The following is a 24,518-nucleotide window of genomic DNA, read 5'->3' on the forward strand; positions in this document are numbered from 1 at the left end:
GTCCTCGGTTCAGTCATTGTCGGAAAGTCCCGCGCCTGCGCCCTTCAACCGGGATTCCTCGGTTGCGGGGGCATAGGTGCGATGGGCGAAACGGTTCAGGGTGGCCCAGGTCTCGGGCGCGGGTTGGGCGCGGCTGCGCATGGGCGTCGCGGCGTCGATCTGGCCGCCCAATGTCACCTCGACCAGAGGCGCAAGGTCCGGTGTCGCGCCGGAAAGGTCGAGCGCCTTACCATCGGTGACGGCACATCCGCCCCCCCAGCGCAGGGAAACCGGGCGACCGATCTGCTGCGCGATCAGCGCGGCAAAGGGCACCAGCAGCGCGGGCCGGGCCACCTGTTCCAGCCGAAACCCTGCATCGGACAGCTCTGCCGCGCGATCCGAAAGCGCCGCCCCCGCCGCCAGCGGGCAGAGCGTGCCGCCCGGCGCGGCCCAGGTCATGCCCCTTGGGTCGGGAGAAAGATCGGCAAGCGACACCCCATCGACCCGGGTCAGCAGCCCGGCCAGTTCGGCGCAGGCATCCAGATCATGGGCGGCCAGCCAGCGGATCGCCTTGGCCGCCTCTTCGGCAAGGCCCCAGGGATAGCCCGCGCCACGCGTCGCGCGTTTGGCGGTGGCCTCGATCTCGTTGAGGGAAAAGCTCATGCCGGCACCTCTGGATAGACCCAGTCATCCGCCGTCTCGGGCGAAAGCTCCTCGGGGTATGGCGCACCCGCGTACATGCAAATCCGCACCCAGCGATCCGAACGGGGGTCGAAATGGATAGCGCCAAAGAAGGCAAGTTTCGCCCGCAGCATGTCGATGGGCAGCACCGAGGCGCTGATGGTGTTGTCGTGGATCTCGCCATATGGGGCCACTCGGCTCATCTGGGCGCGGCGCACGGTGTGGCGGTGTTCGGGATGGGCCAGCAGGAATTCCGCCACCGGACGGGCACCGTCCCAATCGGCCAGTGCCGCATGGGCCGCCGCCGCATCGCGGGCCGGGGCCAGCGGCTGTTCGTACTCGGCAATCGGCTCGTCGAACCGCTCGCCCAGACGCGGTTCCAGCTTCTCCTCGGAGACATACCAGGCGCGGGCGCAATTCTCGGGCACCGTCCAATCCAGATCAAAGGCCCAGGCGTAGCTGGCCGCGATCAGGCCACGCAGTTCCGAGATCGGCATGGCCCCGTCGATGCGAAACGCACCCGGGTTGCCATCGGCCATGCAGCTGGCCAGACCGTCCACCAGATCGGGATAGGGTTCCAGGATCAGCGAGGCGACCAGTTCCTGCCCCTCCTCACTGAGCGCGCCCTCGGCCCAGCGCATCAGCCGGTCCCAGGGGTGATCGTTCAACAGGTCATCGCCCGTCACATGGCGCGAGAGCACCTCCATGTCGCGGCGCAGATCGGCCAGTTTCTCAAGCTGGATCGGGTGTTCGGAACGCCACTGGCCCAGCGACACCTCGCTGCGCCTCAGCATCCGGCGAAACTGCGCAGTCGCGTCGGGGCTGGCGGTGGCAACACCGCGCACCCGGGCAATCGCCTCTTCGCGGGCCATGACCCAGTTGTTGAACAGGACCGGGTGGTTGACGATATAGGGCGCCATGCCAAGGCCGGTGGAATTGCCGATGCCCATCCGCCGCGCCAGCGCCGGGTCCAGATCGACCGCGCCTTCACCACCCTTGGCCCGTGCCATGTGCTGCACCAAATCGCGCACGAAGACACGGGTCAGATAGACCGACAGCATCTCGGCCTGAAACGGCACCTGCATCTCGGGGCGGTCGGCGATCTGCTCGCGATCCGCCGCGCCCAGCTTGCCCGAGCCATAGACGGCGGTGGTGCGCATCAGATAGCCCACCTTGTCGATCTCGGCGCGGTCGGGCTGTTGCCCGCTCGCCAGCGCGTCAACCACATGCGCCCAGAGCCGCACCGAGCGGTTGGCCCGGCTGACCGAAATCTCGCGCTCGCTGACCCGGCCCGCCTCTTGCAGCGGCACGTTCTGCGACAGCCGCACTATATCGTCCTCGGTCGGGATGCCGTCGAACAGGGTGAATGTGGCATCCCAGGCGGTGGCGATCACCCGATCCGAACGCATCTCGGGCGGCAGGTCATGGGCAAAGGCCACCAGCGAATAGGCACGGTCGGGTCCCTGCGCGGTATAGACGGCATGGCCCACACCCGCCGCGTCGATGCGGAACACGGGGCGCGAAAAACTCCAGTTCTCGCGCGCCATGCGCCGGGTCAGGATGCGCATGAAGCTGAGGCGGCATTGATGCAGCGACCCCAGCCGCGACAGCCGCATGACTGTCGCCGGATCCCTGCGTTGGATGTGCCTGTTCGGGGCGGTGTCCATCTCTCTCATCCTTGCGGGACGAAGTTCTGGGCAAAGAACCTGTACCAGTTCCCACCCATGATCCCGGCCACTTCGTCCTTGTTCAGGCCGGTCGCGCGTAACCCGTTCTCGATATTTCCAAAATCGCGATTGTCCTGGAACCAGTGCGGCATCGGGGGAAAGCCCGGCGCACTGGCGGACCCCTCGCCAAAGTCGATCTCCTTGGACCACCGCCCGGTGCGCATCCATTCCACCACGCTGTCGGGCTGGTCCTGGCACAGGTCGGTGCCGATCCCCAGATGGTCGACGCCGTACCGCTCGGCGGTTCGCGCGATCATCTCGCAGAAACTGTCCAGCGTGCAGTCGGACTTGTCTTTCAGGTGATGGGGATAGACCGAGAACCCCAACATGCCACCGTTTTCGGTCACCGCCCGGATCACATCGTGACGCTTGTTGCGCAGGGCCGGGGCCCAGTCATGCGGGTTGGCATGGGTGATGGCGATGGGACGCTCCGAGATCTCGGCGGCCTCGATGGTCGAGCGGTCGGCGGAATGGCTCATGTCCACCACCAACCCCACCCGGTTCATCTCCTTGATGACCTGACGGCCCATGCGGGTGATGCCCGCATCCTCGGCCTCGTAACAGCCCGTCGCCAGCAGCGACTGGTTGTTATAGGTCAACTGCATGAAACGCGCGCCCAGCGTATGCAGGATCTCGACCAGCCCGATATCGTCCTCGATCGGGCTGGGGTTCTGGAACCCGAAAAAGATCGCGGTGCGCCCGGTCTCGCGCGCGATGTCGATATCGCCGGCCCACTGCCCCTTCATGATCAGGTCGGGATACTGCTCGAACCAGCGGTTCCATTTCTCGAAATTCAGGACCGTCTCACGAAAGCTTTCGTGATAGGCAATGGTGACATGCACCGCATCGACATGGCCCGCGCGCAGCTGGCGAAAGATCTTTTCCGACCAGTTGGCATATTGCAGGCCGTCGATGCGATAGCTCATTGTGGTGCCCCCGCGCTGATATACGCCGTCTTGACCGTGGTATAGAACTCGGCCGCCGCCTTGCCCTGTTCACGTGGCCCGTAAGAGCTGTCGCCGCGACCCCCAAACGGCACATGGTAATCGGTGCCCGCGGTCGGCAGGTTCACCGTCACCACCCCGGTGCGCGCGTTGCGACGAAAATGGGTGGCGCGTGCCAGCGACTGGGTGACGATGCCCGAGGTCAGGCCGAAATTGGTATCGTTCACCACGCTCAGCGCCTCGTCATAACTGCCGACCTTGATCACGCTGGTCAGCGGCGCGAACATCTCTTCGCGGTTGATGCGCATGGTGTTGGTGGTGTTCAGGAACACGCCGGGCGACATGTAATAGCCGTCCTGCGGCATATCGAGCCGCTGGCCGCCGCAGGCCAGTTCGGCGCCCTCGGACTTGCCCAGATCGACATAGGCGAGGTTCTCGGCCAGTTGCTGGGCGCTGACCACCGGGCCCATCTGGGTGCCCTCGGCCAGCGCATGGCCCACCTTCATCGCCTGTGCGCCCGCCACCAGCTTCTCGACAAAGGCATCGTGGATGGCCGCGTGCACCACCAGCCGCGAACTTGCGGTGCATTTCTGCCCGGTGCCGCCAAAGGCGCCGCCCAGCGCCAGCGTCACGGCCAGATCCAGATCGGCGTCATCCATCACCGCCAGCGCGTTCTTGGACCCCATCTCCATCTGCACCTTGGTCAGGTTCTGGATGGCGGCGGAGGCGATACCCTTGCCCACCGGCACCGAGCCGGTGAAGGAAATCGCGTTGACCAGCGGGCTTTCCACCAGCCGCTGGCCAATGCTGCGACCCGAGCCCATGACCAGGCTGAACAGGCCCTTGGGGATGTCCTGACGCGCGATGATCTCGGTCAGCGCCACGGCGCTGGCCGGGGTGATATTGGCCGGTTTCCACACCACCGCATTGCCATAGCAAAGCGCGGGCGCGATCTTCCACGAGGCGGTGGCGGTGGGAAAGTTCCACGGGCTGATCACCGCGACCACACCGACCGCCTCGCGGCGCACGTCGATCTCGACGCCCGGGCGCACGCTGTCGGCATTCTCGCCCAACTGGCGCAGGCATTCGGCGGCGTAATAGGTAAAGAACTGACCGGCGCGATAGACCTCGCCCTTGCCCTCGGCCAGCGGTTTGCCCTCTTCGCGGCTGAGCAGCGTGCCCAGTTCCTCGGCCCGGGCCATCAGCTCGGTGCCGATGGCCATCAGCACCGCCTGCTTGCGCTCCATCCCGTAAGCCGCCCATTCCGCCTGTGCGCGCCGGGCCTGAAGCAGCGTCGTATCGAGCTGATCGGCGCTGGCCTGGGCAAACATACCAACCAGATCGCTCAGGTCCGACGGGTTGCGGTTTTCGATTTCAACTTCGCCTGCCAACCATTCGCCCGCGATGAGATTGAGTTTTGTGTCCGACATGCCTCTGGCCCAGTTCCTCGAATGAATTGGGTCATGGTGGACTCCGCGCACCATATCGGTCAAACTTAAACTTCTTAATGAAATTTCAGGTTTTCTGAACTCATGATCAAGATCGAGATGCTGCGCTGTTTCAGCACTGTTGCACAAACAGGAAACCTGGCCGATGCGGCGATGCGGATGGGGCGGACCCAGTCTGCGCTGTCGATGACCCTGAAACAGTTGGAGGAACATCTGGGCCAGCGCCTGTTCGAGAACGAGCGCAAGAACCGCCTGACCCCGCTGGGGCAAGAGGTGTTCCGCTTTGCCCAGCAGCAGTTACGCCAGTTCGACGATACCATACAGGCGATCGAGGCGGCGGCGCGGGCGCCGCAGGGGCTGCTGCGGGTGGCGTCGATCCCCTCTGCCTCTGGTCTGGCGCTGCCAGGCGCGATTGAGACGATGATGCAGCGCCATCCTTCACTGGATCTGGAACTGCGCGACATGGATAGCGGCAGGGTGGTGGATGCGATCCTGCAAGGGCAGGCCGATCTGGGCATTGTCTCGGGCCAACCGGTGCTGAACGGGGTCGAAAGCGAAACCCTGTTCGAAGACGCCTATGGCCTGCTTTGCGCCACCGGTCATCCGCTGGCGCAGCAACCACAGGCACCCGATATCGACGCGGTCTTTGCCTCGGGCTTCATCCGCAACAGCCTGTGCGGGCTGATCGAGGCGCCCGAGATACGCGCCGCCCTGCCCCGCGCCCGGATCACCGTGCACAACACCCATTCGCTGTTGGCGATGGTGCGGACGGGCAAATGGGTGACGATCCTGCCGCGCTCGGTGGCACGGGTACAGCCAACAGAGCTGACATTCCGCCCCATCGCCGGGCTGGAGGAACAGCGCAGCGTGTCTCTCTTGATCCACACCCGGACCCAGTTCCCGCAGCTGGTCGCGGAATTCGCCGACATCCTGCGTCACAGCCCCTGGACCGGCTGAGGTTCAGATCACCCCGATCTCGGCCAGGGCCCGGTTCAGGTCCTCGGGCAACGCATCGTCCTGCGCGCGTCCCTTGGGCAGGTCGGGCGGCGTGTCGGCGGGGTTCAGATAGCGCCAGCCCTGAAACGGGCGTTTCTGGGTGCTGTGGGTGCGGTGCAATTCGGGGTCGAGCACCAGCGCGCAATGGCGGGTGCCGTCCTGCCCGGTCACCTCGTCCATCCGCAGCACCCGCTGACGGCACTGGATCAACCCCTTGATCACCCAATAGATCGAGCCGCCCGCCAGGATCTCGCTCTCGCGTTTGGGCCACATGCGGGTGACATGGCGCGGCAACCCGTCCGGCGTCTGCGCCCGCCGCATCGCCTGCCATTCGGCAAGGTTGTCGACGCTTTCCGTCCCGACGCTGAGCTTGATCAGATTGAGGTAGTTATCCACAGCTTTCCCACAGAGTCGTCCCAAGGCCACCTTGATATTGTAGCTCACCCCACCCGGGCATCAAGCAGTTGTGGCCTACCTCACATTTGGTTTAGTCTGGATGTCTCTTCCAGCACGAGGGAATCATCCGATGAGCCGTTTCGCCGCCCCCATCGCCGAGCAGATTTGGGACATGAAATACCGTTTCAAACAGGCGGACGGCACCCCGATCGACCAGACGGTCGAGGATAGCTGGCGCCGCATCGCCCGCGATCTGGCCCGCGTCGAACAGGATCCCGACCGCTGGGAGCGGGAATTCTACACCGCGCTGGAGGATTTCAAATATCTGCCCGCCGGGCGCATCACCGCCGGTGCGGGCACCGCGCGGCAGGTGACGCTGTTCAACTGCTTTGTCATGGGCACCATCCCCGACAGCATGGGCGGCATCTTCGAGATGCTGAAAGAGGCGGCGCTGACCATGCAGCAGGGCGGCGGCATCGGATACGATTTCTCGACCATCCGCCCGCGCGGCGCCGATGTGAAGGGCGTGGCCGCCGATGCCTCGGGGCCGCTCAGCTTCATGGATGTGTGGGACGCCATGTGCCGCACCATCATGTCCGCCGGTTCCCGCAGGGGCGCGATGATGGCGACCATGCGCTGCGACCATCCCGATATCGAACAGTTCATCGCCGCCAAGTCCGACCCCGCCCGCCTGCGCATGTTCAACATGTCGGTGCTGGTCACCGATGCCTTCATGGAGGCGGTCAAGGCCGATGGCTCGTGGGAGCTGCAATTCGACGGCAAGGTCTATCACACGGTCGAGGCACGCACCCTGTGGAACAGGATCATGCAGGCCACCTATGATTATGCCGAACCGGGCGTGATCTTCATCGACCGGATCAACGCGGCCAACAACCTGAACTATGTCGAAACCATCGCCGCCACCAACCCCTGTGGCGAACAGCCCCTGCCGCCCTATGGCGCCTGCCTGTTGGGCTCGATCAACCTGGCGCGGTTGGTGACGAACCCGTTCGAAGACGCAGCCGAACTGGACCCCGAGGCGCTGCAAAAGCTGGTCGCCACCGCCGTGCGGATGATGGACAACGTGGTCGATGCCTCGAAATTCCCGCTGCCCGAACAGGCCGCCGAGGCGCAGAACAAGCGCCGGATCGGGCTGGGCGTGACCGGGCTGGCCGATGCGCTCTTGATGCTGGGCCTGCGCTATGGCAGCGACGAGGCCGCCAAGCAGACCGAGGACTGGCTGCACGCCATCGCCCGCGCGGCCTATCTCGCCTCGGTCGAGCTGGCCAAGGAAAAGGGCGCCTTTCCCCTGTTTGACGCCGAGAAATACCTGGCCTCGGGCACCATGCGGGCCATGGACGAGGATGTGCGCGAGGCGATCCGCGCCCATGGCATCCGCAACGCGCTGTTGACCTCGATCGCACCCACCGGAACCATCTCGCTCTATGCCGGCAATGTGTCGTCGGGGATCGAGCCGGTCTTTGCCTATGCCTATACCCGCAAGGTGCTGCAAAAGGACGGCAGCCGGACCGAGGAAGAGGTGGTCGATTACGCGGTGCAGATGTGGCGCGACAAGTTCGGCGACACCCCCCTGCCCGACTATTTCGTCAACGCCCAGACGCTGGCGCCTGCCGATCACGTGCGGATGCAGGCGGCGGCGCAGAAATGGATCGACAGCTCGATTTCCAAGACCATCAACTGCCCCGAGGACATCTCGTTCGACGAGTTCAAGGACGTCTACATGCAGGCCTGGGATCTGGGCTGCAAGGGCTGCACCACCTATCGGCCCAATGATGTGACCGGGAGTGTGTTGAGTGTAGCAAAGGACAATAAACCCATCGGTTTGCAGATTAAGGCGGTCTTGCTTGAGAAAGGAATGAGCCAGCGCGACTTCGGGATAGCTCTGTCGAAGAAGCTTGGAAGGGACTTTAACGAGGCCAAAGTTAGCAAGATCATTTCTGGGGGTCGCAAAGTTACTGTTGAGGAACTCTTAGCAATTAAGAAGATCCTGAATATCACGCTACCCGACTTTGATGACACCGCCCCTACTGTCATTGCCACTTCCGATTCCGAACCACAGACACCCCATGGCGACGTCATCTATATGTCCGAGCCGCTGGACCGGCCCGAGCATCTCGAAGGCAACACCTACAAGATCAAGTGGCCCGACAGCGAGCATGCGCTCTATATCACCATCAACGACATCATCATCAACGGCCACCGCCGCCCGTTCGAAGTATTCATCAACTCCAAGAACATGGAGCATTTCGCCTGGACCGTGGCACTGACCCGGATGATCTCGGCGGTGTTCCGGCGCGGCGGCGATGTGTCCTTTGTGGTCGAGGAGTTGAAGGCCGTGTTCGACCCGCGCGGCGGTGCCTGGGTCAAGGGCAAGTACATCCCCTCGATCCTGGCTGCCATTGGCGGGGTGATCGAACAGCACCTGATCGCCATCGGCTTTCTCGAAGGCGAGGGCATGGGCCTGAAATCGGACCCGCAGGCGCAGGTGGTGAATGGCGACGCGCCGCGCGGCAAGGCCTGCCCCAGCTGCGGCCAGTTCGACATGCAGATGGTGGAGGGCTGCATGACCTGCCGCAGTTGCGGCCATTCCAAATGCGGTTGAGGCCCAGACGGGCCTGAACCGCGCGGGCGGGCCTTGCGGTCTGCCCCCGGATGCGGCCATTCTGGCCCCGAACGAGCGTGAGGGGCGACATGGATTGGCGTGATCAGGGTATCCTGCTTTCCGTGCGTCGCCACGGCGAGACCTCGGCCATCATCGACACCTTTACCGCCAGCCATGGCCGCCATGCGGGCGTGGTGCGGGGTGGTACCAGCCGCCGCATCGCGCCGATCCTGCAACCGGGGGCGCAGCTCGACCTCAGCTGGCGCGCCCGGCTGGAGGAGCATCTGGGCAGTTTCACGGTGGAACCGCTGCGCTCGCGCGCGGCGGCGGCGATGTCGGGGCGGCTGGCGCTGGCCGGGCTGAACGCGGTTGTCTCGCTCTTGTCCTTTTGCCTGCCCGAGCGCGAGGCGCATCCCCGACTATACAAGCAGTCCGAACAGCTGCTGGACCTGCTGGGTCAGGACGAGATCTGGCCGCTGGCCTATCTGCGCTGGGAGCTGGCGCTGCTTGACGCGCTGGGCTTTGGCCTTGACCTGAGCGCCTGCGCGGTGACCGGCGCCAGCGACGATCTGGTCTATGTCTCGCCGCGCAGCGGGCGCGCGGTCAGCGCAGGGGCCGCGGGCGAATGGGCCGACCGGCTGTTGCCGCTGCCCCCCTGCCTGCGCGGCGAAGGCCCGGCATCGGATCCAGAGATCGCACTGGCCCTGCGCACCACCGGCTATTTCCTGGAACACCGCGTCGCGCCCGCCCTGGGCCATGCGCCGCTGCCGCAGGCGCGCGGGCGGCTGATCGACCTGATCAGTCGGCTGCCCTGAACAGCATCTCGTGCCCGGCCTCGTTGCGCAGAATCAGCACCGCGCCCGAGACCTCGATCTGCTCCATCGCCAGCAGCGCGGCCAAGAAGATCCCCTCGGCCTCCAACTCGGGACAGGCGGCGCGGGTGGCGACCAGATCGGCGATTTCGAACCAGGGATAGGGCGCGTCCAGCCGGGCGGAAAAACTGTTGCACGGCCCCTGCCCCGCAATTTGGCCCGGTTCGGGAAAGCGCAGCTCTGCCCCGGCGGCAAAGGTGGCGCCGTCGATGCTCTGAGCCTGCCAGACCTGCCCGGCGGCACCATAGGCGGTGGCGGTCTCGTCCTGCCCGCAATATCCCAGCGCCAGCGCGGGCAGCAAAAGGGCGAGGCGGGCCAGCATCGCGGGCCTAGTCCAGACTGTCGAGCAGCTTGCGCGCGGCGGTTTGTTCGGCCTGCCGCTTGGCCCCGGCGGTGGCCTCGGCCCGGCGGCCATCGGCAAGCTCTGCCAGAATGGTAAAGACCGGCGCATGATCGGGGCCAGAACGTTTTACCAGAGTATAACGCGGCGGAGTCTGGCCACGCGCCTGCGCCCATTCCTGAAGCGCGGTCTTGGCGTCGCGCGCGTCGGCCTCGACCTGATGGATACGCGCGCCCCAAAGCCGCAGGATCACCGCCTCGGCAGCGGCAAAACCGCCATCACGATAGACGGCGGCAATCACCGCCTCCATCGCATCACCCAAGAGCGCCAGCTTGCGCCGCCCGCCTGACATCATTTCGGAGCGGCCCAGTTTCAACACAGCGCCCAGATCGACCTCGCGGGCAACCTCGGCGCAGGTCTCCTTGCGCACCAGCGCGTTGAAGCGGGGCGCCAGCTGACCCTCGGTCGCGTCCTTGTCCGCCTCCAGCAATGCCGTCGCCATCACCAGCCCCAGCACCCGGTCGCCCAGAAACTCCAGCCGCTGATTGTCCTGCCGGGTGGCCGAGGAGATCGAGCCATGGGTCAGCGCGCGCACCAGCAGTTCGGGCCGCTCGAAAGAGTAGCCCAGCCGCGCCTCAAAGGCCTTCATCTCTGCCGAAAGCTTCACTCGATCCCCTTGAAGAAACGATCGCTGCGCCAGGTCCAGAAGAACAGCATCGACCGGCCCGCCGACGAGAACATGATACGGTCGGCCCGCCCGATCAGGTTCTCATAAGGCACATAGCCGACCCCACCGGCCGATTGCGGCAGGCGGCTATCGCTGGAATTGTCGCGATTGTCGCCCATGAAGAAGTAATGCCCCTCGGGCACCGTGTAGACGCCTGTGTGGTCCGAGGCCTGATTGCCGATATTGACGATCTTGTGACTGACCCCGTTGGGCAGCGTCTCGATCTGGCGCGACTTCTGGCAGATGCCGCCCTCGCCCACCGGACCGTTTTCGCATCGCGGGCGCAGGCGCTGGGGGCCTTGTGCCTCGGCCAGTTCCTCGAACACGCCGTCATCTTCCAGCTTTACCGCCTGATCGTTGATGTAAAGGACGCCGTCCTTCATCTGGATGCGGTCGCCCGGCAAGCCGATCAGACGCTTGATGAAATCACGCCCCGAAACCGGGTGACGGAACACCACCACGTCGCCACGCTCGGGCGTGCCGCCGAACAGGCGGTCATTGTCGCCCTTGGCCCAGCCGCAAACATCCTCGGCGTCGATGTCGATGCCGAATTGCGGCAATACCAGGCTGGGGCACGATGCATAGGAATAGCCATAGGCCATCTTGTTGACGAAGAGGAAATCGCCGATCAGCAGCGTTTCCTTCATCGAGCCCGAGGGGATCCAGAACGGCTGAAAGAACAGCGTCCGGAACACGCCCGCGATCAGCAGCGCATAGACGATGGTCTTGATCGTCTCGACAAAGGCATTTCCGGTCTTGGCGGCTTTGCTGGCCATCAGGCTCTCCAGTTGCTGCGGGCGTTTCGGGGCTACATGCGGGGCGGGGCGGGGTAAGTCAAGTTCACCTCCCCCGCCTCGGCGAGCGGACGCGCCTCGATCACGACAAAGGCCTGCGCCCAGGGGTGATCATCGGTCAGGGTGACATGGATGATCGCCTCGTAACCTTCGGGCGTCATCTCGCGCAGGCGTTCGGCGGCCCAGCCGGTGACTTGCATGACGGGCTGACCACTGCGCAGGTTGCTGACCGCCATGTCCTTCCAGGCGATGCCCATGCGCAGGCCGGTGCCCAGCGCCTTGGAACAGGCCTCTTTCGCGGCCCAGCGCTTGGCATAGGTGCCGGCGGTGTCGGCGCGACGCTCGGCCTTGCGCTGCTCGATCTCGGTAAAAACGCGGTTGCGAAAGCGGTCGCCAAAGCGGTCGAGCGTGCGCTCGATCCGCTCGATATTGGCCAGATCGGTGCCGATACCCAGGATCATTGCAACCGGGCCGTCAGCAGTTTCAGCGCCGCGCCGCCAAAGAGCAGCGCAAAGCTCAACTCGAACCAGCGGCGCAGACGGCGGTATCCCTCGCCGATGGCGCGGGTCGAAAACAGCAGCGCATAGCCCAGAAACAGGCAAGTCGAGGCGGTGATGAGCACAGCGAACAGTGCAAATACGCTTGCCAGAGATGCCGTGGGCGGCAGCGCGATGGCAAAGACCGCACCCCAGCTCAGGATCGCCTTGGGGTTTGTCAGGTGGATCAGATAACCGCGCAGGAACAGCCGCCGTGCCGTGCCCGTGGCGGTTCTGAAGGGTTTGACACCTGCGGGGGCCAGACCCGCGCGCAGGGATTTCACCGCCAGCCAAAGCAGGTAAAGCGCCCCGGCATAACGGACCGTCTCGACGATCCAGACATGGGTCAGCATCAGCGCGCTCATGCCCAGCGCAGCGGCCAATCCCCAACTGGCCGAACCTGCCACGATGCCCAGCGCCACGGCCAGTGCGGCCCCGCGCCCTTCGGCCATGCCGGTACCGGCAATCGTCAGGGTGGCAGGCCCGGGACTGCCGCCCGCCACCAGCCAGCCCAGGACGACAAGGCCAAGCCCGGGTGTCATGCCCGCGCCTCGTCCATCAGGCGGCGCATTTCGGCGATGGCGGGTGTGAGCCCGCGAAAGATCGCCTCGCCGATCAGGAAATGGCCGATATTCAGTTCCATCACCTCGGGAAAGGCCGCGACCGGCTGCACCGTGTCATAGGTCAGCCCGTGGCCGGCGTGCACCTCGAGCCCCAGCGAATGGGCAAAGGCGGACATTTCGCGCATCGCCTCCAACTCGCGGTCGCGGGTGGCGAAATCGCCCTCGGCATGGGCATCGCAATAGGCCCCGGTATGCAGTTCGATCACCTGCGCGCCGATCCGGTGCGCGGCCTCGATCTGACGTTTGTCGGCGGCGATGAAGATCGACACCCGGCAACCCGCTTCGCGCAGCGGCGCGATGAAATGGGCCAGCCGGTTTTCCTCGCGCGCGACCTCAAGCCCGCCTTCGGTGGTGCGTTCCTCGCGCTTTTCGGGCACGATGCAGACCGCGTGCGGCTTGTGGCGCAGCGCGATCTTCTGCATCTCGTCGGTTGCGGCCATCTCGAAGTTGAGAGGCACGCTGAGCGCCGCCATCAGCCCGTCGATATCAGCATCGGTGATGTGGCGGCGATCCTCGCGCAGATGCGCGGTGATGCCGTCGGCACCGGCCTGCTCGGCCAGGATCGCGGCGCGGATCGGGTCGGGGCTGGCACCGCCGCGCGCGTTGCGCACGGTCGCTACATGGTCGATATTCACGCCAAGACGCAGGTGGGGAACAGACATGACGGGATTTCCTTTCCGACTCGCTCGCGCCCGACCCTAGCCGGGATTTTCCGGGTTTGGCAGATCGGCCTGTGCCTTTTTCTTGATCGCCTCGAACTTGGCCTTGATCTTGGAGCGGCGGCGTTTCTGATAGGTGCTGATCACCGGCAGGCTGAGGTAATAGCAGACAACGCCCGCAACGATCCCCGGTACGATGCCGCCGATCATATAGGGAAAGAATACCTCATCATAGAAAAGCTCGAGCGCCTGCCAGTCGGCGTAGCGATCAGTGAAAAGTGCCAGAAAGTTGTCTTTCAGCTCTCCCGCAGCACCGGCGAATTTGCGCATCAACCCCTGTTCGGCGCCTTCCTGAAACTCGGTTCCCAGCAGGAAATGCCCGGTTTGCAACGAGATCACACCGATCGGCACATAGGTCAACGGATTGCCAAAGAAGGTACCGCTGAGCCCGGCCAGGATATTGCCGTTGATCAGCCGAGCGAGGATGGCTGCGATCACGAAATGGATGCCGTAGAAGGGCGTGAACGAAGCGAAGACCCCCGCACCGATGCCCCGCGCGATCCGTTCGGGCCGGTCCGGCAGACGACGCACCCGGTGTTTGACATAGTGAAAGGCACGGGTCCAACCGCCACGCGGCCAGATCAGTTCCCACAGCACCTGCAGCGGAGAGCGTCGATCTCGGCGCTTGAAAACCACGCTTGGATGTCCTTTCCCTGCCTTCCGGCGTTTAAACCGCCACGGCGCCCGCCTTGGCCTTTTCCCTGTAGCGTTCAACCGAGGCCACGTCACCCTCTGCCTCGAGCGCCAGCATCAAGGAATGCAATTGTTCCACATCGCGCAATTCGACGCTGATCATGAGGCGATAGAAATCCGGCTTGCGGTCTATGAATTCCAGATTGGAAATATTGGCCTTCTTCTCGCCTATCAATGTGCAAATCCGCCCCAGCACCCCGGCGTCGTTGCCGATCGTCAGTTCTAGCGTGGCGCCATAGGCGGCCGGGTGGGTGCCGGAATGCCAATGCAAATCGACCCAGCGTTCGGGTTGCGTCTCGAACTCGCTCAGCCGGTCGCAGTCAATCGTATGCACCACCACGCCCTTGCCGCGATAGGTGATGCCGACGATACGCTCGCCCGGCAGCGGTTGGCAGCAGGGCGCGCGGTCAAAGCTCTGCCCCGGTTCCAGACCGATCACGGCGCGGCGCGGGGGAATGGCGTCGCCCTCGTCTGGGGCCAACTCGGGATAGACAGCCTGCACCACGTCATGGGCGGTGAGTTCGGCCGAACCCAGACGGGCCAGCAACTCGCCGCGATCCTTCAACCGCAGGTGCTTGGCGGCGGTATCAAGGGCCTTGTCGGTGGCCTTGCGCCCGACATGGTCAAAGGCCGAGCGCGCCAGTTCATGCCCCAGCTTGATGAACCGTTCACGGTCCACCTCGCGCAACGCACGTCGGATCGCAGTCTTGGCCTTGCCCGTCACCGCGATTTCAAGCCAGCTTACCTGCGGCGTCTGGCCCTCGGCGGTAATGACATCGACCGACTGGCCGTTCTTGAGGCGGGTCCACAACGGCACCCGGATCCCGTCCACCTTGGCCCCGACGCAGGCATGCCCGATCCGGGTATGGATGGCATAGGCATAGTCGATCGGGGTGGCGCCGCGCGGCAGCTTGACCACGTCACCTTTGGGGGTGAAGCAGAACACCTGGTCGGAATACATCTCGAGCTTGACCGCTTCGAGGAAGTCTTCGTGATCCTCCTCGCTGTCGAACTGTTCGGTCAGGCCCGCAATCCACTTGGCCGGATCGACGGCAAAGGGGTTTTGAGTGCGCACCCCGTCGCGATAGGACCAATGCGCCGCCACCCCGGTTTCAGCCACGTCATGCATCTGGCGGGTGCGGATTTGCACCTCGACCCGCTTGCCGTCGCGCCCCGACACCGTGGTGTGGATCGAGCGATAGCCGTTCGATTTCGGCTGGCTGATATAGTCCTTGAACCGGCCAGGCACCGCGCGCCAGCGTTGGTGGATGGTACCGAGCGTGCGATAACAATCCTCTTCGGACTGGGTGATAATGCGAAAGCCGTAAATATCGGACAGGCGCGAGAATCCCTGGTCCTTTTCCTGCATCTTGCGCCAGATCGAATAAGGCTTCTTGGCACGCCCGAACACTTCGGCCTCGATGCCCGCCTTGTCCAGTTCGTGCCGCATGTCGCCGGTAATCCTGTGGATTACATCGCCGGTCTCGCGTTGCAGCGTGATGAAGCGGCGGATGATCGACTGGCGCCCCTCTGGGTTGAGCACGCGAAAGGCCAGATCCTCCAGCTCTTCGCGCATCCACTGCATGCCCATGCGCCCGGCAAGCGGCGCATAGATATCCATCGTCTCGCGCGCCTTGACCGCCTGCTTATCCGGGCGCATCGCCTTGATGGTGCGCATGTTGTGCAGACGGTCGGCCAGCTTGACCAGGATCACCCGCAGGTCCTTGGACATGGCCATGAACAGCTTGCGGAAGTTCTCGGCCTGCTTGGTCTCGCGCGACGACAGTTGCAGGTTGGTCAACTTGGTCACCCCATCGACCAGCATCGCCACCTCTTCGCCGAACAGCTCGGACACCTGGCCATAGCTGGCCTTGGTATCCTCGATCGTGTCGTGCAGCAGCGCGGTGATGATGGTGGCATCGTCCAGCCGCTGTTCGGTCAGAATGGCGGCGACGGCAACAGGATGGGTGAAATAGGGTTCGCCCGAATGGCGAAACTGGCCATCATGCATCTGATGCCCGAACTCATAGGCCCGGGTCAGACGCTCGGCATTGGTCTTGGGATTGTAGTTGCGGACCAGGGCAATCAGGTCGTCAGCAGAAATCATCCGGTCCGCATCCTCTCACGCGGCGTTCTCAGCCCTGCCCCTGGGCCTCCATGAGGGCGCGCAGCAGGCGTTCTTCGGACATGTCGTCCTCGGCCGGGCGGTCGCTCTCGGCACCCATCAGCAGGGCCATCTGGTCATCTTCGGGCTCGTCCACCTCGATCTGGGTCTGGTTCGCCTCGATCAGGCGTTCACGCAGTTCGTCGGCGCTCTGGGTCTCGTCGGCGATCTCGCGCAGCGACACGACCGGGTTCTTGTCATTGTCGCGGTCCACGGTGATCGAGGCGCCGGCAGAGATCTCACGCGCCCGATGAGCGGCAAGCAATACCAGCTCGAACCGGTTCGGAACCTTGTCTACGCAATCTTCTACCGTCACGCGGGCCATCAGCGACTCTCCAAAGTGCAGCTTTGTCCAGAAAGCACGGTTCTAGGCGCGATTCCCCAGCTTGACAAGCGGGAAATGCCCGGTTTTACGGTCAAAGCGGCCGGATCTCGGCTAGGTCCCTGGCAGGCAGCGCCGCCAGCATCTCCTGCACGGTCAGCCCCAGGACCGGATGGTGCCATTCGGGGGCGACATCTGCCATCGGCACCAGCACGAAGCCCCTATCCTGCAACCGGGGATGAGGCAGAATCAGTTGGTCGGGCGCCAGTTTGGTCTGGCGCGCCGGGTCCAGCTGTCGCCAGGCGTCATAGCTTTCGCGATCCGGCAGGATTCGGTCACCATAACAGATCAGGTCCAGATCCAATGTGCGCATACCCCAGCGCTGTTCGCGGGCGCGCCCGAATGCCGCCTCCACTTCGTGCAATAGCTGCAAGAGAGCGGCCGGAGAAAGCTCGGAGCTGAAGGAAATCGCGGCGTTGATATAGTCGGGTCCCGCGCCTGCTGGAAAGCACGGGGTTGTAAAATACCGACTCTCTGCGAGCACCCTTACCCCGCGCGCAATCAGCTCATTCGTCGCATTCCGCAACGTTATGCGCGGAGGATTTTGATCAAAAGAAAGATTTCCTCCCAATGCGATAACGCCAATTTGCTCTTTCTCGATCATAAGCGGCTTCCGTGAACGTCAAGAGTGGACTTGCTATACATGCCGATTCTCCTACATTAGTGCCACCGAACCGCCGAATTTATTTGCACTCACTCACGGACAGCAGGCGGTTTCGGTACATACCGGAAGGAACAATTATGTTTTATAAGGACGAACGGCTAGCGCTGTTCATCGACGGTTCGAATCTTTATGCGGCGGCCAAGGCTCTCGGCTTTGATATCGACTACAAGCTTCTCAGGCAGGAGTTCATGCGTCGCGGAAAGATGCTGAGAGCCTTCTATTACACGGCACTGCTGGAAAACGACGAATACTCTCCGATCCGTCCGCTTGTCGATTGGCTGCACTATAACGGGTTCACCATGGTGACCAAACCGGCCAAGGAATACACCGACAGCATGGGGCGCCGGAAGGTCAAGGGGAACATGGATATCGAACTGACCGTCGATGCCATGGAACTGGCCCCGCGCGTCGATCATATCGTGCTCTTCTCGGGCGATGGCGATTTCCGCCCGTTGGTGGCCAGCCTGCAACGTCAGGGCGTGCGTGTCTCGGTCGTTTCGACCATCCGCAGCCAGCCGCCGATGATCTCGGACGAGTTGCGTCGGCAGGCCGACAACTTCATCGAGCTTGAAGAGTTGCGTGATGTGATCGGCCGTCCCCCGCGCGAAGTGCCGGCAGAGCCGCGCTCGTTTGCGGCCAACGGCAACTGATCCGAGCCAGCACACCCCATCAAGAAAATACGGCCAGATGAGCGATCATCTGGCCGTATATCATTAAGTATCACTGCCTGCTTCAATACCCGCCTTCTAGCCGGCTCCGGTGACGGATTCGTGACACCCAGAACCGGGCTGGATCTGAACCGCACAAAACCTTACCTGTGCTCAGGCAAGGAGACCCGCCCATGACCAAATCGCCCCTCACCCTTTATCTTGCCGCGCCGCGCGGGTTTTGCGCCGGTGTCGACCGCGCCATCAAGATCGTCGAGATGGCAATCGAGAAATGGGGCGCCCCCGTCTATGTCCGGCACGAGATCGTGCACAACAAGTTCGTGGTCGACGGGCTGCGCGCCAAAGGGGCGGTGTTTGTCGAGGAACTGGATGAATGCCCCGACGACCGGCCAGTGATCTTTTCCGCCCACGGGGTTCCCAAAGCGATCCCGGCCGAGGCCGAGCGACGCAAGATGATCTATGTCGATGCCACCTGCCCGCTGGTGTCCAAGGTCCATATCGAGGCCGAGCGGCACGCGGAACGCGGCCTTCAGATCATCATGATCGGCCATCGCGGTCACCCTGAAACCATCGGCACCATGGGGCAATTGCCCGAGGGCGAGGTGCTGCTGGTCGAAACGGTCGAGGATGTCGCCCGCATCGCGGTGCGTGACCCAGAACGCCTCGCCTTTGTCACCCAGACCACCCTGTCGGTGGACGATACCCGCGACATCGTGGCCGCACTTCAGGCCCGGTTCCCGCAGATCGTCGGCCCGCACAAGGAAGACATCTGTTACGCCACCACCAACCGGCAAGAGGCGGTCAAGGCGGTGGCGCCGAAATCGGACGCGCTCCTCGTCGTTGGGGCGCCGAACTCGTCGAACTCGCGCCGCCTGGTCGAGGTCGCGGCCAAGGCGGGCTGCTCTTATGCGCAGTTGGTGCAGCGCGCCGGTGACATCGACTGGCGCGCGCTGGACGGCATCGCAACCGTTGCCGTCTCTGCTGGTGCCTCGGCCCCCGAATTGCTGGTGAATGAAGTGATCGACGCCTTTCGCACACGGTTCGACGTGACGGTCGAGGTGGTCGAAACCGCGGTCGAACATGTCGAGTTCAAGGTTCCGCGGGTATTGCGGCAGCCGGCATGAGCCTGCGCAAATGATCCCCACCCGAATTTCAGCACGGTAGACGCTTCTGTTGCAAACGCGACAGCCAGCATTTGCAACCTGCTGGCAAGCGTCACCGAAACCGCGCTTTCACCCAACGGCAATCGTGGCTAGTCTGGCCGCGAATACTCAACAGGCGCGGGCGACAAACTCGGTCGGTTGTTGAGACCCCTTTTTCAATCTCGGCATTGCCGTTGATTGCCTCATCGGCTCACCTTTGAAGGAGCGCACATGACCACCATCCCCCGCGCACCGCTGATCCTGGGCCTTGCCGGGCTGATCCCGTTCCTCTGGGGCGCGCTCACCTATCTGAGCCCGGCCTTGCAGGCCTGGGGCGCCGCTGCGCTCGGCCCGCGTTTTGTGGGACCTTATGTGCAGATCGCCTATGGCCAGATCATCCTTGCCTTCATGTCCGGCGTCCTTTGGGGCTTTGCCACCAAGGCCGATGACCGCCGCGCCGCGACCGGCTATGCGCTTGCGGTGCTGCCCGCGCTCTGGGCCTTCTTCATGACCGGGGGCGGCCCGACCGGAGCGGCGATCAACCTGATCTTCGGCTTTCTGGGCCTGTTGATGCTGGATGCCGCCTTTGCCAGCTGGGGCCTGGCGCCGGTCTGGTGGATGCGGCTGCGCCTCTTGCTGACAGCGGTTGTCACCCTGTGTCTGGCGGTGGGGGCCTTTCTATGAGCGATCCAGAAACGATCCGCATCTATGACAGCCGCGCCAGCGACTATGCCGCGCTGACCGAGGATTACAACGCCGCCGACCCCATGCTGGAGGCCTTTGTCGCCATGCTGCCAAGCGGCGGTCGGGTGCTGGATCTCGGGTGCGGCCCCGGCACCTCTGCGGCCCAAATGGCGCGTGCAGAACTTGCGGTCGTGGCGGTTGATGCCTCGGCCGAGATGGTGGCGCTGGCGGCGCAACACCCAGGCGTCACCGCCCGTCAGGCCCGTTTCGACGAGATCGGGGAGACCGCCGCCTATGACGGCATCTGGGCCAATTTCAGCCTGCTGCATGCCCCCCATGTCGAGTTTCCCGGCCATCTCGCCCGGCTCCATCGGGCCTTGAAACCCGGCGGGATTTTCCATATCGCCCTCAAACTCGGAACCGGCGAAGGGCGTGACAGCCTCGGCCGGTTCTATAGCTACCATCAGGAGGACGCGTTGGAGCATCTGTTGCAGCAGGCCGGTTTCACAGTTATCGACCGCGCCTTCGGCGCCGGGCCGGGCCTCAGTGGCAAGGTCGAGGACTGGATCGCGATGCGCGCCCATGCCTGAGCTCTTTGCCTATACCGACGGCGCCTGTTCCGGCAATCCCGGCCCCGGCGGCTGGGGCGTGCTGTTGCGCGCCATCGAGGGCGAGACCGTGCTGAAGGAACGCGAGCTGTGCGGTGGCGAGGCTGAGACCACCAACAACCGGATGGAGCTGCTGGCCGCGATCAACGCGCTGGAAACGCTGGAACGGCCCTCGAAAATCACCGTGGTCACTGACAGCGCCTATGTAAAGAACGGCGTGACCGGCTGGATCTTCGGCTGGAAGCGCAACGGCTGGAAAACCGCCGGCAAGAAGCCGGTCAAGAATGTCGAGCTGTGGCAGCGGCTGGATGCGGCGCAGGCGCGCCATGACGTGACCTGGGAATGGGTCAAGGGCCATGCGGGCCACCCGGAAAACGAACGCGCCGACGAGTTGGCGCGCGCAGGCATGAAACCCTTCAAGCCGAAGAAGGCCCGCGCGTGAGCCTGCTTGCCCTGCTCGATTACGCCTCGGTCCTGGTCTTTGCCCTGACCGGCGCGCTGGTGGCCAGCCGGGCGCAGCTCGACCTGGTTGGGTTTGCCTTTGTCGCCTGCCTGACGGCGGTGGGCGGCGGCACCATGCGCGACCTGCTTTTGGGCCGCGACCCGGTGTTCTGGGTTGGGCAACCCGCCTATATCCTGATCGCCTCGGGCGCTGCCGCGCTGGTCTTTTTCACCGCACACCTGGTCGAAAGCCGCTATCGCCTTCTGATCTGGCTCGACAGTTTCGCGCTGTCCATCGCGGTGGCTGCCGGCACCGGGGTGGCGCTGGCGCAGGCACAACCGCCGGTGATCGTGGTGCTGATGGGCATGATGACCGGCTGTCTGGGCGGGCTGATGCGCGATGTGGTCTGCAACGAGGTGCCGCTGGTCCTGAAACAGGGCGAACTCTATGTCTCCTGCGCGCTGGCGGGGGCGGTGGCGGCAGTGATCGCCACCGGGCTGGGGCTGGCCACCCTGCCCGCGCTGGGCCTCTGCGCGCTTGTCTGTTGGGGGCTGCGCGCCGGATCGCTGGTCTTTGGCTGGCGCCTGCCGGTCTACAAGAGCCGCCCGCCGCGCACGCGCGGCTGACCCCCCTTCATTTCGCCCAAAATACTCCGGAGCGCGAGGCAGAGCCTCGCATCCCCCCGGCGCGTCTCAGCGCCGCCGCAGATAGGTCTGCCAGAGCCAGACAACCAGAAGCGCCCCCAGCACCGCGCCGACAAAGCCCGACAACCAGCCCATCATCGTCAACAGCGCCCGCAGGATCAGCCCGCCGATCAGCGCGCCCACGATGCCGATCAGCATGGTGGTGGGAATATCCGCCTCGACCCGCATCAGCCGGGTGGCGAGGAACCCGGCAGCGGCGCCGATGATGATCAGGACAACGACATGCATCTCATTTCCTCCAGTGGAAGGGCACGATGATCAGCGCGCCAATCGAAGAGAGAATGGCGTTCATCCCCGGGGATCCGAAACCGATCCCGAACATGATCCGCAGGAAGTAGAACAGGAAGGCCCCGCCGACACAGATGATGATGGATTGCAGATAGCCGTTATGGGTGAACCCCGATTTTTCCGAGATGTAGCCGACGATCCCGGCAATCACGACCGTTCCCATCAGAACCATGAACATACGCGATCCCCTTCTACAGGCGGGTTCCCTTTGGCACGGGCCAGCCGCGCAGGAAGATGTCGGCATCCTGCGCCCCTTTGCCCGCCCGTTGCAAGCGGGTGAGTGACACAGCGCCGGTACCACAGGCCACGGTCAACGCATCGTCCAGCACTGCGCCGGGGGCGCCCTGCCCCTCGGCCAGGCGCGAGGCGAGCAGTTTCACCCGTTCACCCGCGATCTCGGTCCAGGCGCCGGGAAAGGGTGAGAGGCCCCGGATCTGCCGGTCGATCTCGACCGCCGGGCGAGTCCAGTCGACCCGCGCCTCTGCCTTGTCGATCTTGGCGGCATAGGTGATGCCATCCTCGGGCTGCGGCTCCGCAGTCAACTCGGGCAGACGTGCCAGCGCCTCAACGATCAGGTCGCCCCCCATGGCCGACAAGCGGTCATGCAACGCGCCGGTGGTCTCCTCTGCCCCGATGGGTGTCGTGGCGCGCAACAGCACCGGCCCGGTATCCAGCCCCGCCTCCATCTGCATGATGCAAATGCCCGTTTCAGCATCTCCCGCCATGATCGCCCGGTGAATGGGCGCCGCGCCGCGCCAGCGCGGCAACAGGCTGGCGTGGATATTGAGGCAGCCGTGGCGCAGCGCGTCCAGCACCGTTTGCGGCAGGATCAGCCCATAGGCCACCACAACCGCCACATCGGCGCCCAGCGCCGCGAAATCCGCCTGCGCCTCGGCCCCTTTCAGCGAGATCGGGTGGCGCACCTCCAGCCCCAGGTCCAGCGCACGGGCATGGACGGGCGTGGGGCGGTCCTTTTTGCCGCGCCCCGCCGGGCGGGGTGGCTGGCAATAGACGGCGGCGATCTCATGCCCCGCACCTACCAGCGCCTCCAGTACCGGAACCGAGAAATCGGGGGTTCCCATGAACACGACGCGCATGACCTCAGCCCCCCAGCTTGCGCGCCTTGCGCAGCAGCATGTCGCGTTTGACCTTGCTGAGATTGTCGAAATACATCCGCCCGTTCAGGTGGTCGATCTGATGCTGCACGCTGGTCGCCTCGATGCCGACGAAATCGCGCCGGTCGACCTGCCCCTGTTCGTTCAGGAACCGTACCGTCACCGCACGCGGGCGTTTCAGCCTGGCCGAGACGCCGGGCAGGTTGGGGCTCGCCTCGTCATGTTCACGCAGCTCGACCGAGGCATGCAGGATCTCGGGGTTGGCCATCCGAACCGCACGGCCCCGCTCAGACGAGCCATCGACCACCGCCAGCCGCAGCATCACCCCGATCTGTGGCGCGGCCAGCCCCACGCCCGGCATCGCCTCCATCGTGTCGATCATGTCGTTCCAGATCGATTGGATCTCGTCGGTGATCTCGCTCACCTCGGCGGCGCGGCTGCGCAGATGCTTGTCGGGCCAGGGCAGACAGCGGCGGACGGTCATGGATGGTTTTCCTCATAAGCGGACAGCATGGCGGCGCGGGCCTGCGGGTCCAGATGATCCAGCGTGACGACCCCGTTCAGATGGTCGAATTCGTGCTGGATGCAGCGCGCCTCGAACCCGTCGAAATCGGCCATGTGAATGTCGCCCTCGGGCGCGGTCCATTGCACCGTCACTGCCTTGGGCCGGGTGACGGGCACCGAGAGGCCGGGGATCGAGAGGCAGGCTTCCTCCATCTCGACCGGCACCCGCTCGGCGGCCATGATCACAGGGTTGATCATCGCCATTGGGCTGGGCGTGCCTTCTTTCCAGCCGACATCCATGACGAAAAACCGCTGCATCACGCCCACCTGCGGCGCGGCCAGCCCACGCCCCTTGGCGGCATACATGGTGTCGAACATGTCGCGGATCAGATCGTCGGGCACGATCCCCTCGACGGGGTCACAGCGCTGCGACAGGCGTGCATCGGGCCAGGTCAGGATCGGCAGGACGCTCACGCCCGCGCCCGCTCGCGCTTCAGCTTCTGCATCTTGCGGGTGATCATCTGGCGTTTCAGCGGCTTGAGGTAGTCGATGAACAGCTTGCCATCCAGATGGTCGATCTCATGCTGCACGCAAGTGGCCCAGAGCCCGTCAAAGGTCTCGCTTTGCAATTTGCCGTCGCGGTCGATCCATTCGACATCCACCACCTTGGGGCGGGTCACCTCGGCATATTGCTCGGGGATCGACAGGCAGCCTTCCTCGTAAACATTGGTCTCGTCCGAAGAAGCCAGGATACGCGGGTTGAACATCACCAGCGGGCGCGCGGGCGCGCTTTCTTCCTTGACGCAATCCAGCACGATCAAGCGGTCGAGCACACCGATCTGCGGCGCGGCCAGGCCGATGCCCGGCGCGTCGTACATGGTCTCCAGCATGTCGTCGGCCAGCGCCCGCAATTCGTCCGAGATATCGGCCACGGGCGCGCAGACCTTTTTCAGGCGCGGATCGGGATGAATGAGAATAGCACGTTTCATGGTCCCGATTTAGGCGATTGACCGCCCTGCTGCAACGCCCCTTGCGCATGGCGGCAAACTGGCTAG

The 24,518-nt window shown here is 64.2% G+C and carries 30 protein-coding genes; 9 read left to right on the forward strand and 21 right to left on the reverse strand.

Annotation, left to right across the window (positions count from 1 at the left end; translation table 11 throughout):
* Nucleotides 1-9: 9 nt before the first annotated feature.
* The 4 genes from AC2FNY_RS04010 to AC2FNY_RS04025 are packed head-to-tail and all read right to left on the reverse strand — an operon-like array spanning nt 10 to nt 4,761.
* Nucleotides 10-642, reverse strand: coding sequence for a DUF3726 domain-containing protein (locus tag AC2FNY_RS04010; protein WP_496801712.1), 633 nt, complete (start codon nt 640-642; stop codon nt 10-12).
* Nucleotides 639-2,327 (reverse strand): hypothetical protein, encoded by a 1,689-nt coding sequence (locus AC2FNY_RS04015; protein WP_496801713.1) that lies wholly within the window; start codon nt 2,325-2,327, stop codon nt 639-641. Before AC2FNY_RS04015 ends, AC2FNY_RS04010 begins: the two co-directional genes overlap by 4 nt.
* Nucleotides 2,328-2,332: 5 nt before the next feature.
* Nucleotides 2,333-3,313 (reverse strand): membrane dipeptidase, encoded by a 981-nt coding sequence (locus AC2FNY_RS04020; RefSeq protein ID WP_496801714.1) that lies wholly within the window; start codon nt 3,311-3,313, stop codon nt 2,333-2,335.
* A complete protein-coding gene (locus tag AC2FNY_RS04025) occupies nt 3,310-4,761 on the reverse strand; it encodes an aldehyde dehydrogenase family protein (protein WP_496801715.1) in 1,452 nt (483 codons plus the stop codon). The genes AC2FNY_RS04020 and AC2FNY_RS04025 overlap by 4 nt, the downstream gene beginning before the upstream one ends.
* 102 nt (nt 4,762-4,863) lie before the next feature.
* On the opposite strand from AC2FNY_RS04025, the gene AC2FNY_RS04030 reads away from it, so the two are divergent.
* Complete coding sequence (locus tag AC2FNY_RS04030) at nt 4,864-5,736, forward strand: LysR family transcriptional regulator (RefSeq protein ID WP_234184294.1); 873 nt, start codon at nt 4,864-4,866, stop codon at nt 5,734-5,736.
* Nucleotides 5,737-5,739: 3 nt separating this feature from the next.
* Here AC2FNY_RS04030 and AC2FNY_RS04035 read toward each other — a convergent pair whose 3' ends face one another.
* On the reverse strand, nt 5,740-6,171 hold the full coding sequence (locus AC2FNY_RS04035; RefSeq protein ID WP_234142942.1) for a DUF1489 family protein: 432 nt from the start codon (nt 6,169-6,171) through the stop codon (nt 5,740-5,742).
* Between the two features lie 130 nt (nt 6,172-6,301).
* On the opposite strand from AC2FNY_RS04035, the gene AC2FNY_RS04040 reads away from it, so the two are divergent.
* A complete protein-coding gene (locus tag AC2FNY_RS04040) occupies nt 6,302-8,794 on the forward strand; it encodes an adenosylcobalamin-dependent ribonucleoside-diphosphate reductase (RefSeq protein WP_496801716.1) in 2,493 nt (830 codons plus the stop codon).
* A gap of 89 nt (nt 8,795-8,883) precedes the next feature.
* On the forward strand, nt 8,884-9,609 hold the full coding sequence (gene recO / locus AC2FNY_RS04045; protein WP_234139833.1) for a DNA repair protein RecO: 726 nt from the start codon (nt 8,884-8,886) through the stop codon (nt 9,607-9,609).
* On the opposite strand, the gene AC2FNY_RS04050 is transcribed toward recO, so the two are convergent.
* The 10 genes from AC2FNY_RS04050 to folK all read right to left on the reverse strand — a co-directional run bounded on the left by AC2FNY_RS04050 (nt 9,593) and on the right by folK (nt 17,248).
* Entirely contained in the window at nt 9,593-9,988 is a 396-nt protein-coding gene (locus AC2FNY_RS04050; protein ID WP_496801717.1) for an META domain-containing protein, read from the reverse strand. The two genes, recO and AC2FNY_RS04050, sit on opposite strands and share 17 nt — an antisense overlap.
* 7 nt (nt 9,989-9,995) lie before the next feature.
* On the reverse strand, nt 9,996-10,673 hold the full coding sequence (gene rnc / locus AC2FNY_RS04055) for a ribonuclease III (protein ID WP_234139835.1): 678 nt from the start codon (nt 10,671-10,673) through the stop codon (nt 9,996-9,998).
* Nucleotides 10,670-11,509, reverse strand: a complete 840-nt coding sequence (gene lepB, locus AC2FNY_RS04060) for a signal peptidase I (protein WP_234139836.1) — start codon at nt 11,507-11,509, stop codon at nt 10,670-10,672. Before lepB ends, rnc begins: the two co-directional genes overlap by 4 nt.
* 32 nt (nt 11,510-11,541) lie before the next feature.
* Nucleotides 11,542-11,988: a holo-ACP synthase gene (gene acpS / locus AC2FNY_RS04065; protein WP_234139837.1), complete on the reverse strand. Its 447-nt coding sequence runs from the start codon at nt 11,986-11,988 to the stop codon at nt 11,542-11,544.
* Nucleotides 11,985-12,605, reverse strand: coding sequence for a LysE family transporter (locus AC2FNY_RS04070; RefSeq protein ID WP_234139838.1), 621 nt, complete (start codon nt 12,603-12,605; stop codon nt 11,985-11,987). The genes acpS and AC2FNY_RS04070 overlap by 4 nt, the downstream gene beginning before the upstream one ends.
* Nucleotides 12,602-13,348 carry a pyridoxine 5'-phosphate synthase gene (locus tag AC2FNY_RS04075; RefSeq protein ID WP_234162696.1) on the reverse strand — a complete coding sequence of 249 codons (747 nt, stop codon included), beginning with the start codon at nt 13,346-13,348 and terminating at the stop codon, nt 12,602-12,604. Before AC2FNY_RS04075 ends, AC2FNY_RS04070 begins: the two co-directional genes overlap by 4 nt.
* 36 nt (nt 13,349-13,384) lie before the next feature.
* The gene (locus tag AC2FNY_RS04080; protein WP_496801718.1) at nt 13,385-14,041 is read right to left on the reverse strand and encodes a DUF2062 domain-containing protein; all 657 of its coding nucleotides are present in this window, start codon (nt 14,039-14,041) and stop codon (nt 13,385-13,387) included.
* Between the two features lie 31 nt (nt 14,042-14,072).
* Nucleotides 14,073-16,205 carry a RelA/SpoT family protein gene (locus tag AC2FNY_RS04085; RefSeq protein WP_234139841.1) on the reverse strand — a complete coding sequence of 711 codons (2,133 nt, stop codon included), beginning with the start codon at nt 16,203-16,205 and terminating at the stop codon, nt 14,073-14,075.
* 28 nt (nt 16,206-16,233) lie between these two features.
* Entirely contained in the window at nt 16,234-16,587 is a 354-nt protein-coding gene (gene rpoZ / locus AC2FNY_RS04090) for a DNA-directed RNA polymerase subunit omega (protein WP_234139842.1), read from the reverse strand.
* A 91-nt stretch (nt 16,588-16,678) separates the two neighbouring features.
* Entirely contained in the window at nt 16,679-17,248 is a 570-nt protein-coding gene (gene folK / locus AC2FNY_RS04095) for a 2-amino-4-hydroxy-6-hydroxymethyldihydropteridine diphosphokinase (protein WP_234139843.1), read from the reverse strand.
* A gap of 137 nt (nt 17,249-17,385) precedes the next feature.
* Here folK and AC2FNY_RS04100 point away from each other — a divergent pair, with 137 nt between their 5' ends.
* The 6 genes from AC2FNY_RS04100 to AC2FNY_RS04125 all read left to right on the forward strand — a co-directional run bounded on the left by AC2FNY_RS04100 (nt 17,386) and on the right by AC2FNY_RS04125 (nt 21,478).
* On the forward strand, nt 17,386-17,958 hold the full coding sequence (locus AC2FNY_RS04100; RefSeq protein ID WP_234172050.1) for a LabA-like NYN domain-containing protein: 573 nt from the start codon (nt 17,386-17,388) through the stop codon (nt 17,956-17,958).
* Between the two features lie 191 nt (nt 17,959-18,149).
* Nucleotides 18,150-19,100: a 4-hydroxy-3-methylbut-2-enyl diphosphate reductase gene (ispH, locus tag AC2FNY_RS04105; RefSeq protein ID WP_234165830.1), complete on the forward strand. Its 951-nt coding sequence runs from the start codon at nt 18,150-18,152 to the stop codon at nt 19,098-19,100.
* 249 nt (nt 19,101-19,349) lie between these two features.
* Nucleotides 19,350-19,802 carry a DUF3429 domain-containing protein gene (locus AC2FNY_RS04110; protein WP_234165829.1) on the forward strand — a complete coding sequence of 151 codons (453 nt, stop codon included), beginning with the start codon at nt 19,350-19,352 and terminating at the stop codon, nt 19,800-19,802.
* A complete protein-coding gene (locus AC2FNY_RS04115) occupies nt 19,799-20,392 on the forward strand; it encodes a class I SAM-dependent DNA methyltransferase (RefSeq protein WP_496801719.1) in 594 nt (197 codons plus the stop codon). Before AC2FNY_RS04110 ends, AC2FNY_RS04115 begins: the two co-directional genes overlap by 4 nt.
* Entirely contained in the window at nt 20,385-20,852 is a 468-nt protein-coding gene (gene rnhA, locus AC2FNY_RS04120) for a ribonuclease HI (protein ID WP_496801720.1), read from the forward strand. Before AC2FNY_RS04115 ends, rnhA begins: the two co-directional genes overlap by 8 nt.
* Nucleotides 20,849-21,478, forward strand: coding sequence for a trimeric intracellular cation channel family protein (locus AC2FNY_RS04125; protein ID WP_234172046.1), 630 nt, complete (start codon nt 20,849-20,851; stop codon nt 21,476-21,478). Before rnhA ends, AC2FNY_RS04125 begins: the two co-directional genes overlap by 4 nt.
* A 66-nt stretch (nt 21,479-21,544) precedes the next feature.
* Here AC2FNY_RS04125 and AC2FNY_RS04130 read toward each other — a convergent pair whose 3' ends face one another.
* From AC2FNY_RS04130 to def (AC2FNY_RS04155), 6 genes are read right to left on the reverse strand one after another with little or no spacing between them, the layout of a single operon-like run.
* The gene (locus AC2FNY_RS04130) at nt 21,545-21,784 is read right to left on the reverse strand and encodes a GlsB/YeaQ/YmgE family stress response membrane protein (protein ID WP_234139850.1); all 240 of its coding nucleotides are present in this window, start codon (nt 21,782-21,784) and stop codon (nt 21,545-21,547) included.
* A gap of 1 nt (nt 21,785) precedes the next feature.
* Nucleotides 21,786-22,022: a hypothetical protein gene (locus AC2FNY_RS04135; protein ID WP_234139851.1), complete on the reverse strand. Its 237-nt coding sequence runs from the start codon at nt 22,020-22,022 to the stop codon at nt 21,786-21,788.
* 13 nt (nt 22,023-22,035) lie between these two features.
* Nucleotides 22,036-22,941 (reverse strand): methionyl-tRNA formyltransferase, encoded by a 906-nt coding sequence (fmt, locus tag AC2FNY_RS04140; RefSeq protein ID WP_496801721.1) that lies wholly within the window; start codon nt 22,939-22,941, stop codon nt 22,036-22,038.
* 4 nt (nt 22,942-22,945) lie between these two features.
* Nucleotides 22,946-23,443 carry a peptide deformylase gene (gene def / locus AC2FNY_RS04145; protein ID WP_234165825.1) on the reverse strand — a complete coding sequence of 166 codons (498 nt, stop codon included), beginning with the start codon at nt 23,441-23,443 and terminating at the stop codon, nt 22,946-22,948.
* Nucleotides 23,440-23,937 (reverse strand): peptide deformylase, encoded by a 498-nt coding sequence (gene def, locus AC2FNY_RS04150; RefSeq protein ID WP_234172041.1) that lies wholly within the window; start codon nt 23,935-23,937, stop codon nt 23,440-23,442. The genes def (AC2FNY_RS04145) and def (AC2FNY_RS04150) overlap by 4 nt, the downstream gene beginning before the upstream one ends.
* Complete coding sequence (def, locus tag AC2FNY_RS04155; protein WP_164127230.1) at nt 23,934-24,452, reverse strand: peptide deformylase; 519 nt, start codon at nt 24,450-24,452, stop codon at nt 23,934-23,936. Before def (AC2FNY_RS04155) ends, def (AC2FNY_RS04150) begins: the two co-directional genes overlap by 4 nt.
* Nucleotides 24,453-24,518: the final 66 nt, after the last annotated feature.

The sequence above is a fragment of the Ruegeria sp. BHSC223 genome, assembly GCF_059613025.1.

What these genes read in the sequence shown, in the direction of transcription:
- AC2FNY_RS04115 (WP_496801719.1), top strand. Translation starts at nt 19,799, where the DNA reads ATGAGCGATCCAGAAACGATCCGCATCTATGACAGCCGCGCCAGCGAC.
- AC2FNY_RS04020 (WP_496801714.1), bottom strand. Translation starts at nt 3,313, where the DNA reads ATGAGCTATCGCATCGACGGCCTGCAATATGCCAACTGGTCGGAAAAG.
- def (WP_164127230.1), bottom strand. Translation starts at nt 24,452, where the DNA reads ATGAAACGTGCTATTCTCATTCATCCCGATCCGCGCCTGAAAAAGGTC.
- AC2FNY_RS04130 (WP_234139850.1), bottom strand. Translation starts at nt 21,784, where the DNA reads ATGCATGTCGTTGTCCTGATCATCATCGGCGCCGCTGCCGGGTTCCTC.
- AC2FNY_RS04100 (WP_234172050.1), top strand. Translation starts at nt 17,386, where the DNA reads ATGTTTTATAAGGACGAACGGCTAGCGCTGTTCATCGACGGTTCGAAT.
- rnhA (WP_496801720.1), top strand. Translation starts at nt 20,385, where the DNA reads ATGCCTGAGCTCTTTGCCTATACCGACGGCGCCTGTTCCGGCAATCCC.
- AC2FNY_RS04040 (WP_496801716.1), top strand. Translation starts at nt 6,302, where the DNA reads ATGAGCCGTTTCGCCGCCCCCATCGCCGAGCAGATTTGGGACATGAAA.
- AC2FNY_RS04075 (WP_234162696.1), bottom strand. Translation starts at nt 13,348, where the DNA reads ATGTCTGTTCCCCACCTGCGTCTTGGCGTGAATATCGACCATGTAGCG.
- AC2FNY_RS04010 (WP_496801712.1), bottom strand. Translation starts at nt 642, where the DNA reads ATGAGCTTTTCCCTCAACGAGATCGAGGCCACCGCCAAACGCGCGACG.
- AC2FNY_RS04070 (WP_234139838.1), bottom strand. Translation starts at nt 12,605, where the DNA reads ATGACACCCGGGCTTGGCCTTGTCGTCCTGGGCTGGCTGGTGGCGGGC.
- recO (WP_234139833.1), top strand. Translation starts at nt 8,884, where the DNA reads ATGGATTGGCGTGATCAGGGTATCCTGCTTTCCGTGCGTCGCCACGGC.
- def (WP_234165825.1), bottom strand. Translation starts at nt 23,443, where the DNA reads ATGACCGTCCGCCGCTGTCTGCCCTGGCCCGACAAGCATCTGCGCAGC.
- acpS (WP_234139837.1), bottom strand. Translation starts at nt 11,988, where the DNA reads ATGATCCTGGGTATCGGCACCGATCTGGCCAATATCGAGCGGATCGAG.
- AC2FNY_RS04110 (WP_234165829.1), top strand. Translation starts at nt 19,350, where the DNA reads ATGACCACCATCCCCCGCGCACCGCTGATCCTGGGCCTTGCCGGGCTG.
- lepB (WP_234139836.1), bottom strand. Translation starts at nt 11,509, where the DNA reads ATGGCCAGCAAAGCCGCCAAGACCGGAAATGCCTTTGTCGAGACGATC.
- AC2FNY_RS04030 (WP_234184294.1), top strand. Translation starts at nt 4,864, where the DNA reads ATGATCAAGATCGAGATGCTGCGCTGTTTCAGCACTGTTGCACAAACA.
- folK (WP_234139843.1), bottom strand. Translation starts at nt 17,248, where the DNA reads ATGATCGAGAAAGAGCAAATTGGCGTTATCGCATTGGGAGGAAATCTT.
- AC2FNY_RS04135 (WP_234139851.1), bottom strand. Translation starts at nt 22,022, where the DNA reads ATGTTCATGGTTCTGATGGGAACGGTCGTGATTGCCGGGATCGTCGGC.
- AC2FNY_RS04025 (WP_496801715.1), bottom strand. Translation starts at nt 4,761, where the DNA reads ATGTCGGACACAAAACTCAATCTCATCGCGGGCGAATGGTTGGCAGGC.
- AC2FNY_RS04015 (WP_496801713.1), bottom strand. Translation starts at nt 2,327, where the DNA reads ATGGACACCGCCCCGAACAGGCACATCCAACGCAGGGATCCGGCGACA.
- AC2FNY_RS04050 (WP_496801717.1), bottom strand. Translation starts at nt 9,988, where the DNA reads ATGCTGGCCCGCCTCGCCCTTTTGCTGCCCGCGCTGGCGCTGGGATAT.
- ispH (WP_234165830.1), top strand. Translation starts at nt 18,150, where the DNA reads ATGACCAAATCGCCCCTCACCCTTTATCTTGCCGCGCCGCGCGGGTTT.
- fmt (WP_496801721.1), bottom strand. Translation starts at nt 22,941, where the DNA reads ATGCGCGTCGTGTTCATGGGAACCCCCGATTTCTCGGTTCCGGTACTG.
- rpoZ (WP_234139842.1), bottom strand. Translation starts at nt 16,587, where the DNA reads ATGGCCCGCGTGACGGTAGAAGATTGCGTAGACAAGGTTCCGAACCGG.
- AC2FNY_RS04085 (WP_234139841.1), bottom strand. Translation starts at nt 16,205, where the DNA reads ATGATTTCTGCTGACGACCTGATTGCCCTGGTCCGCAACTACAATCCC.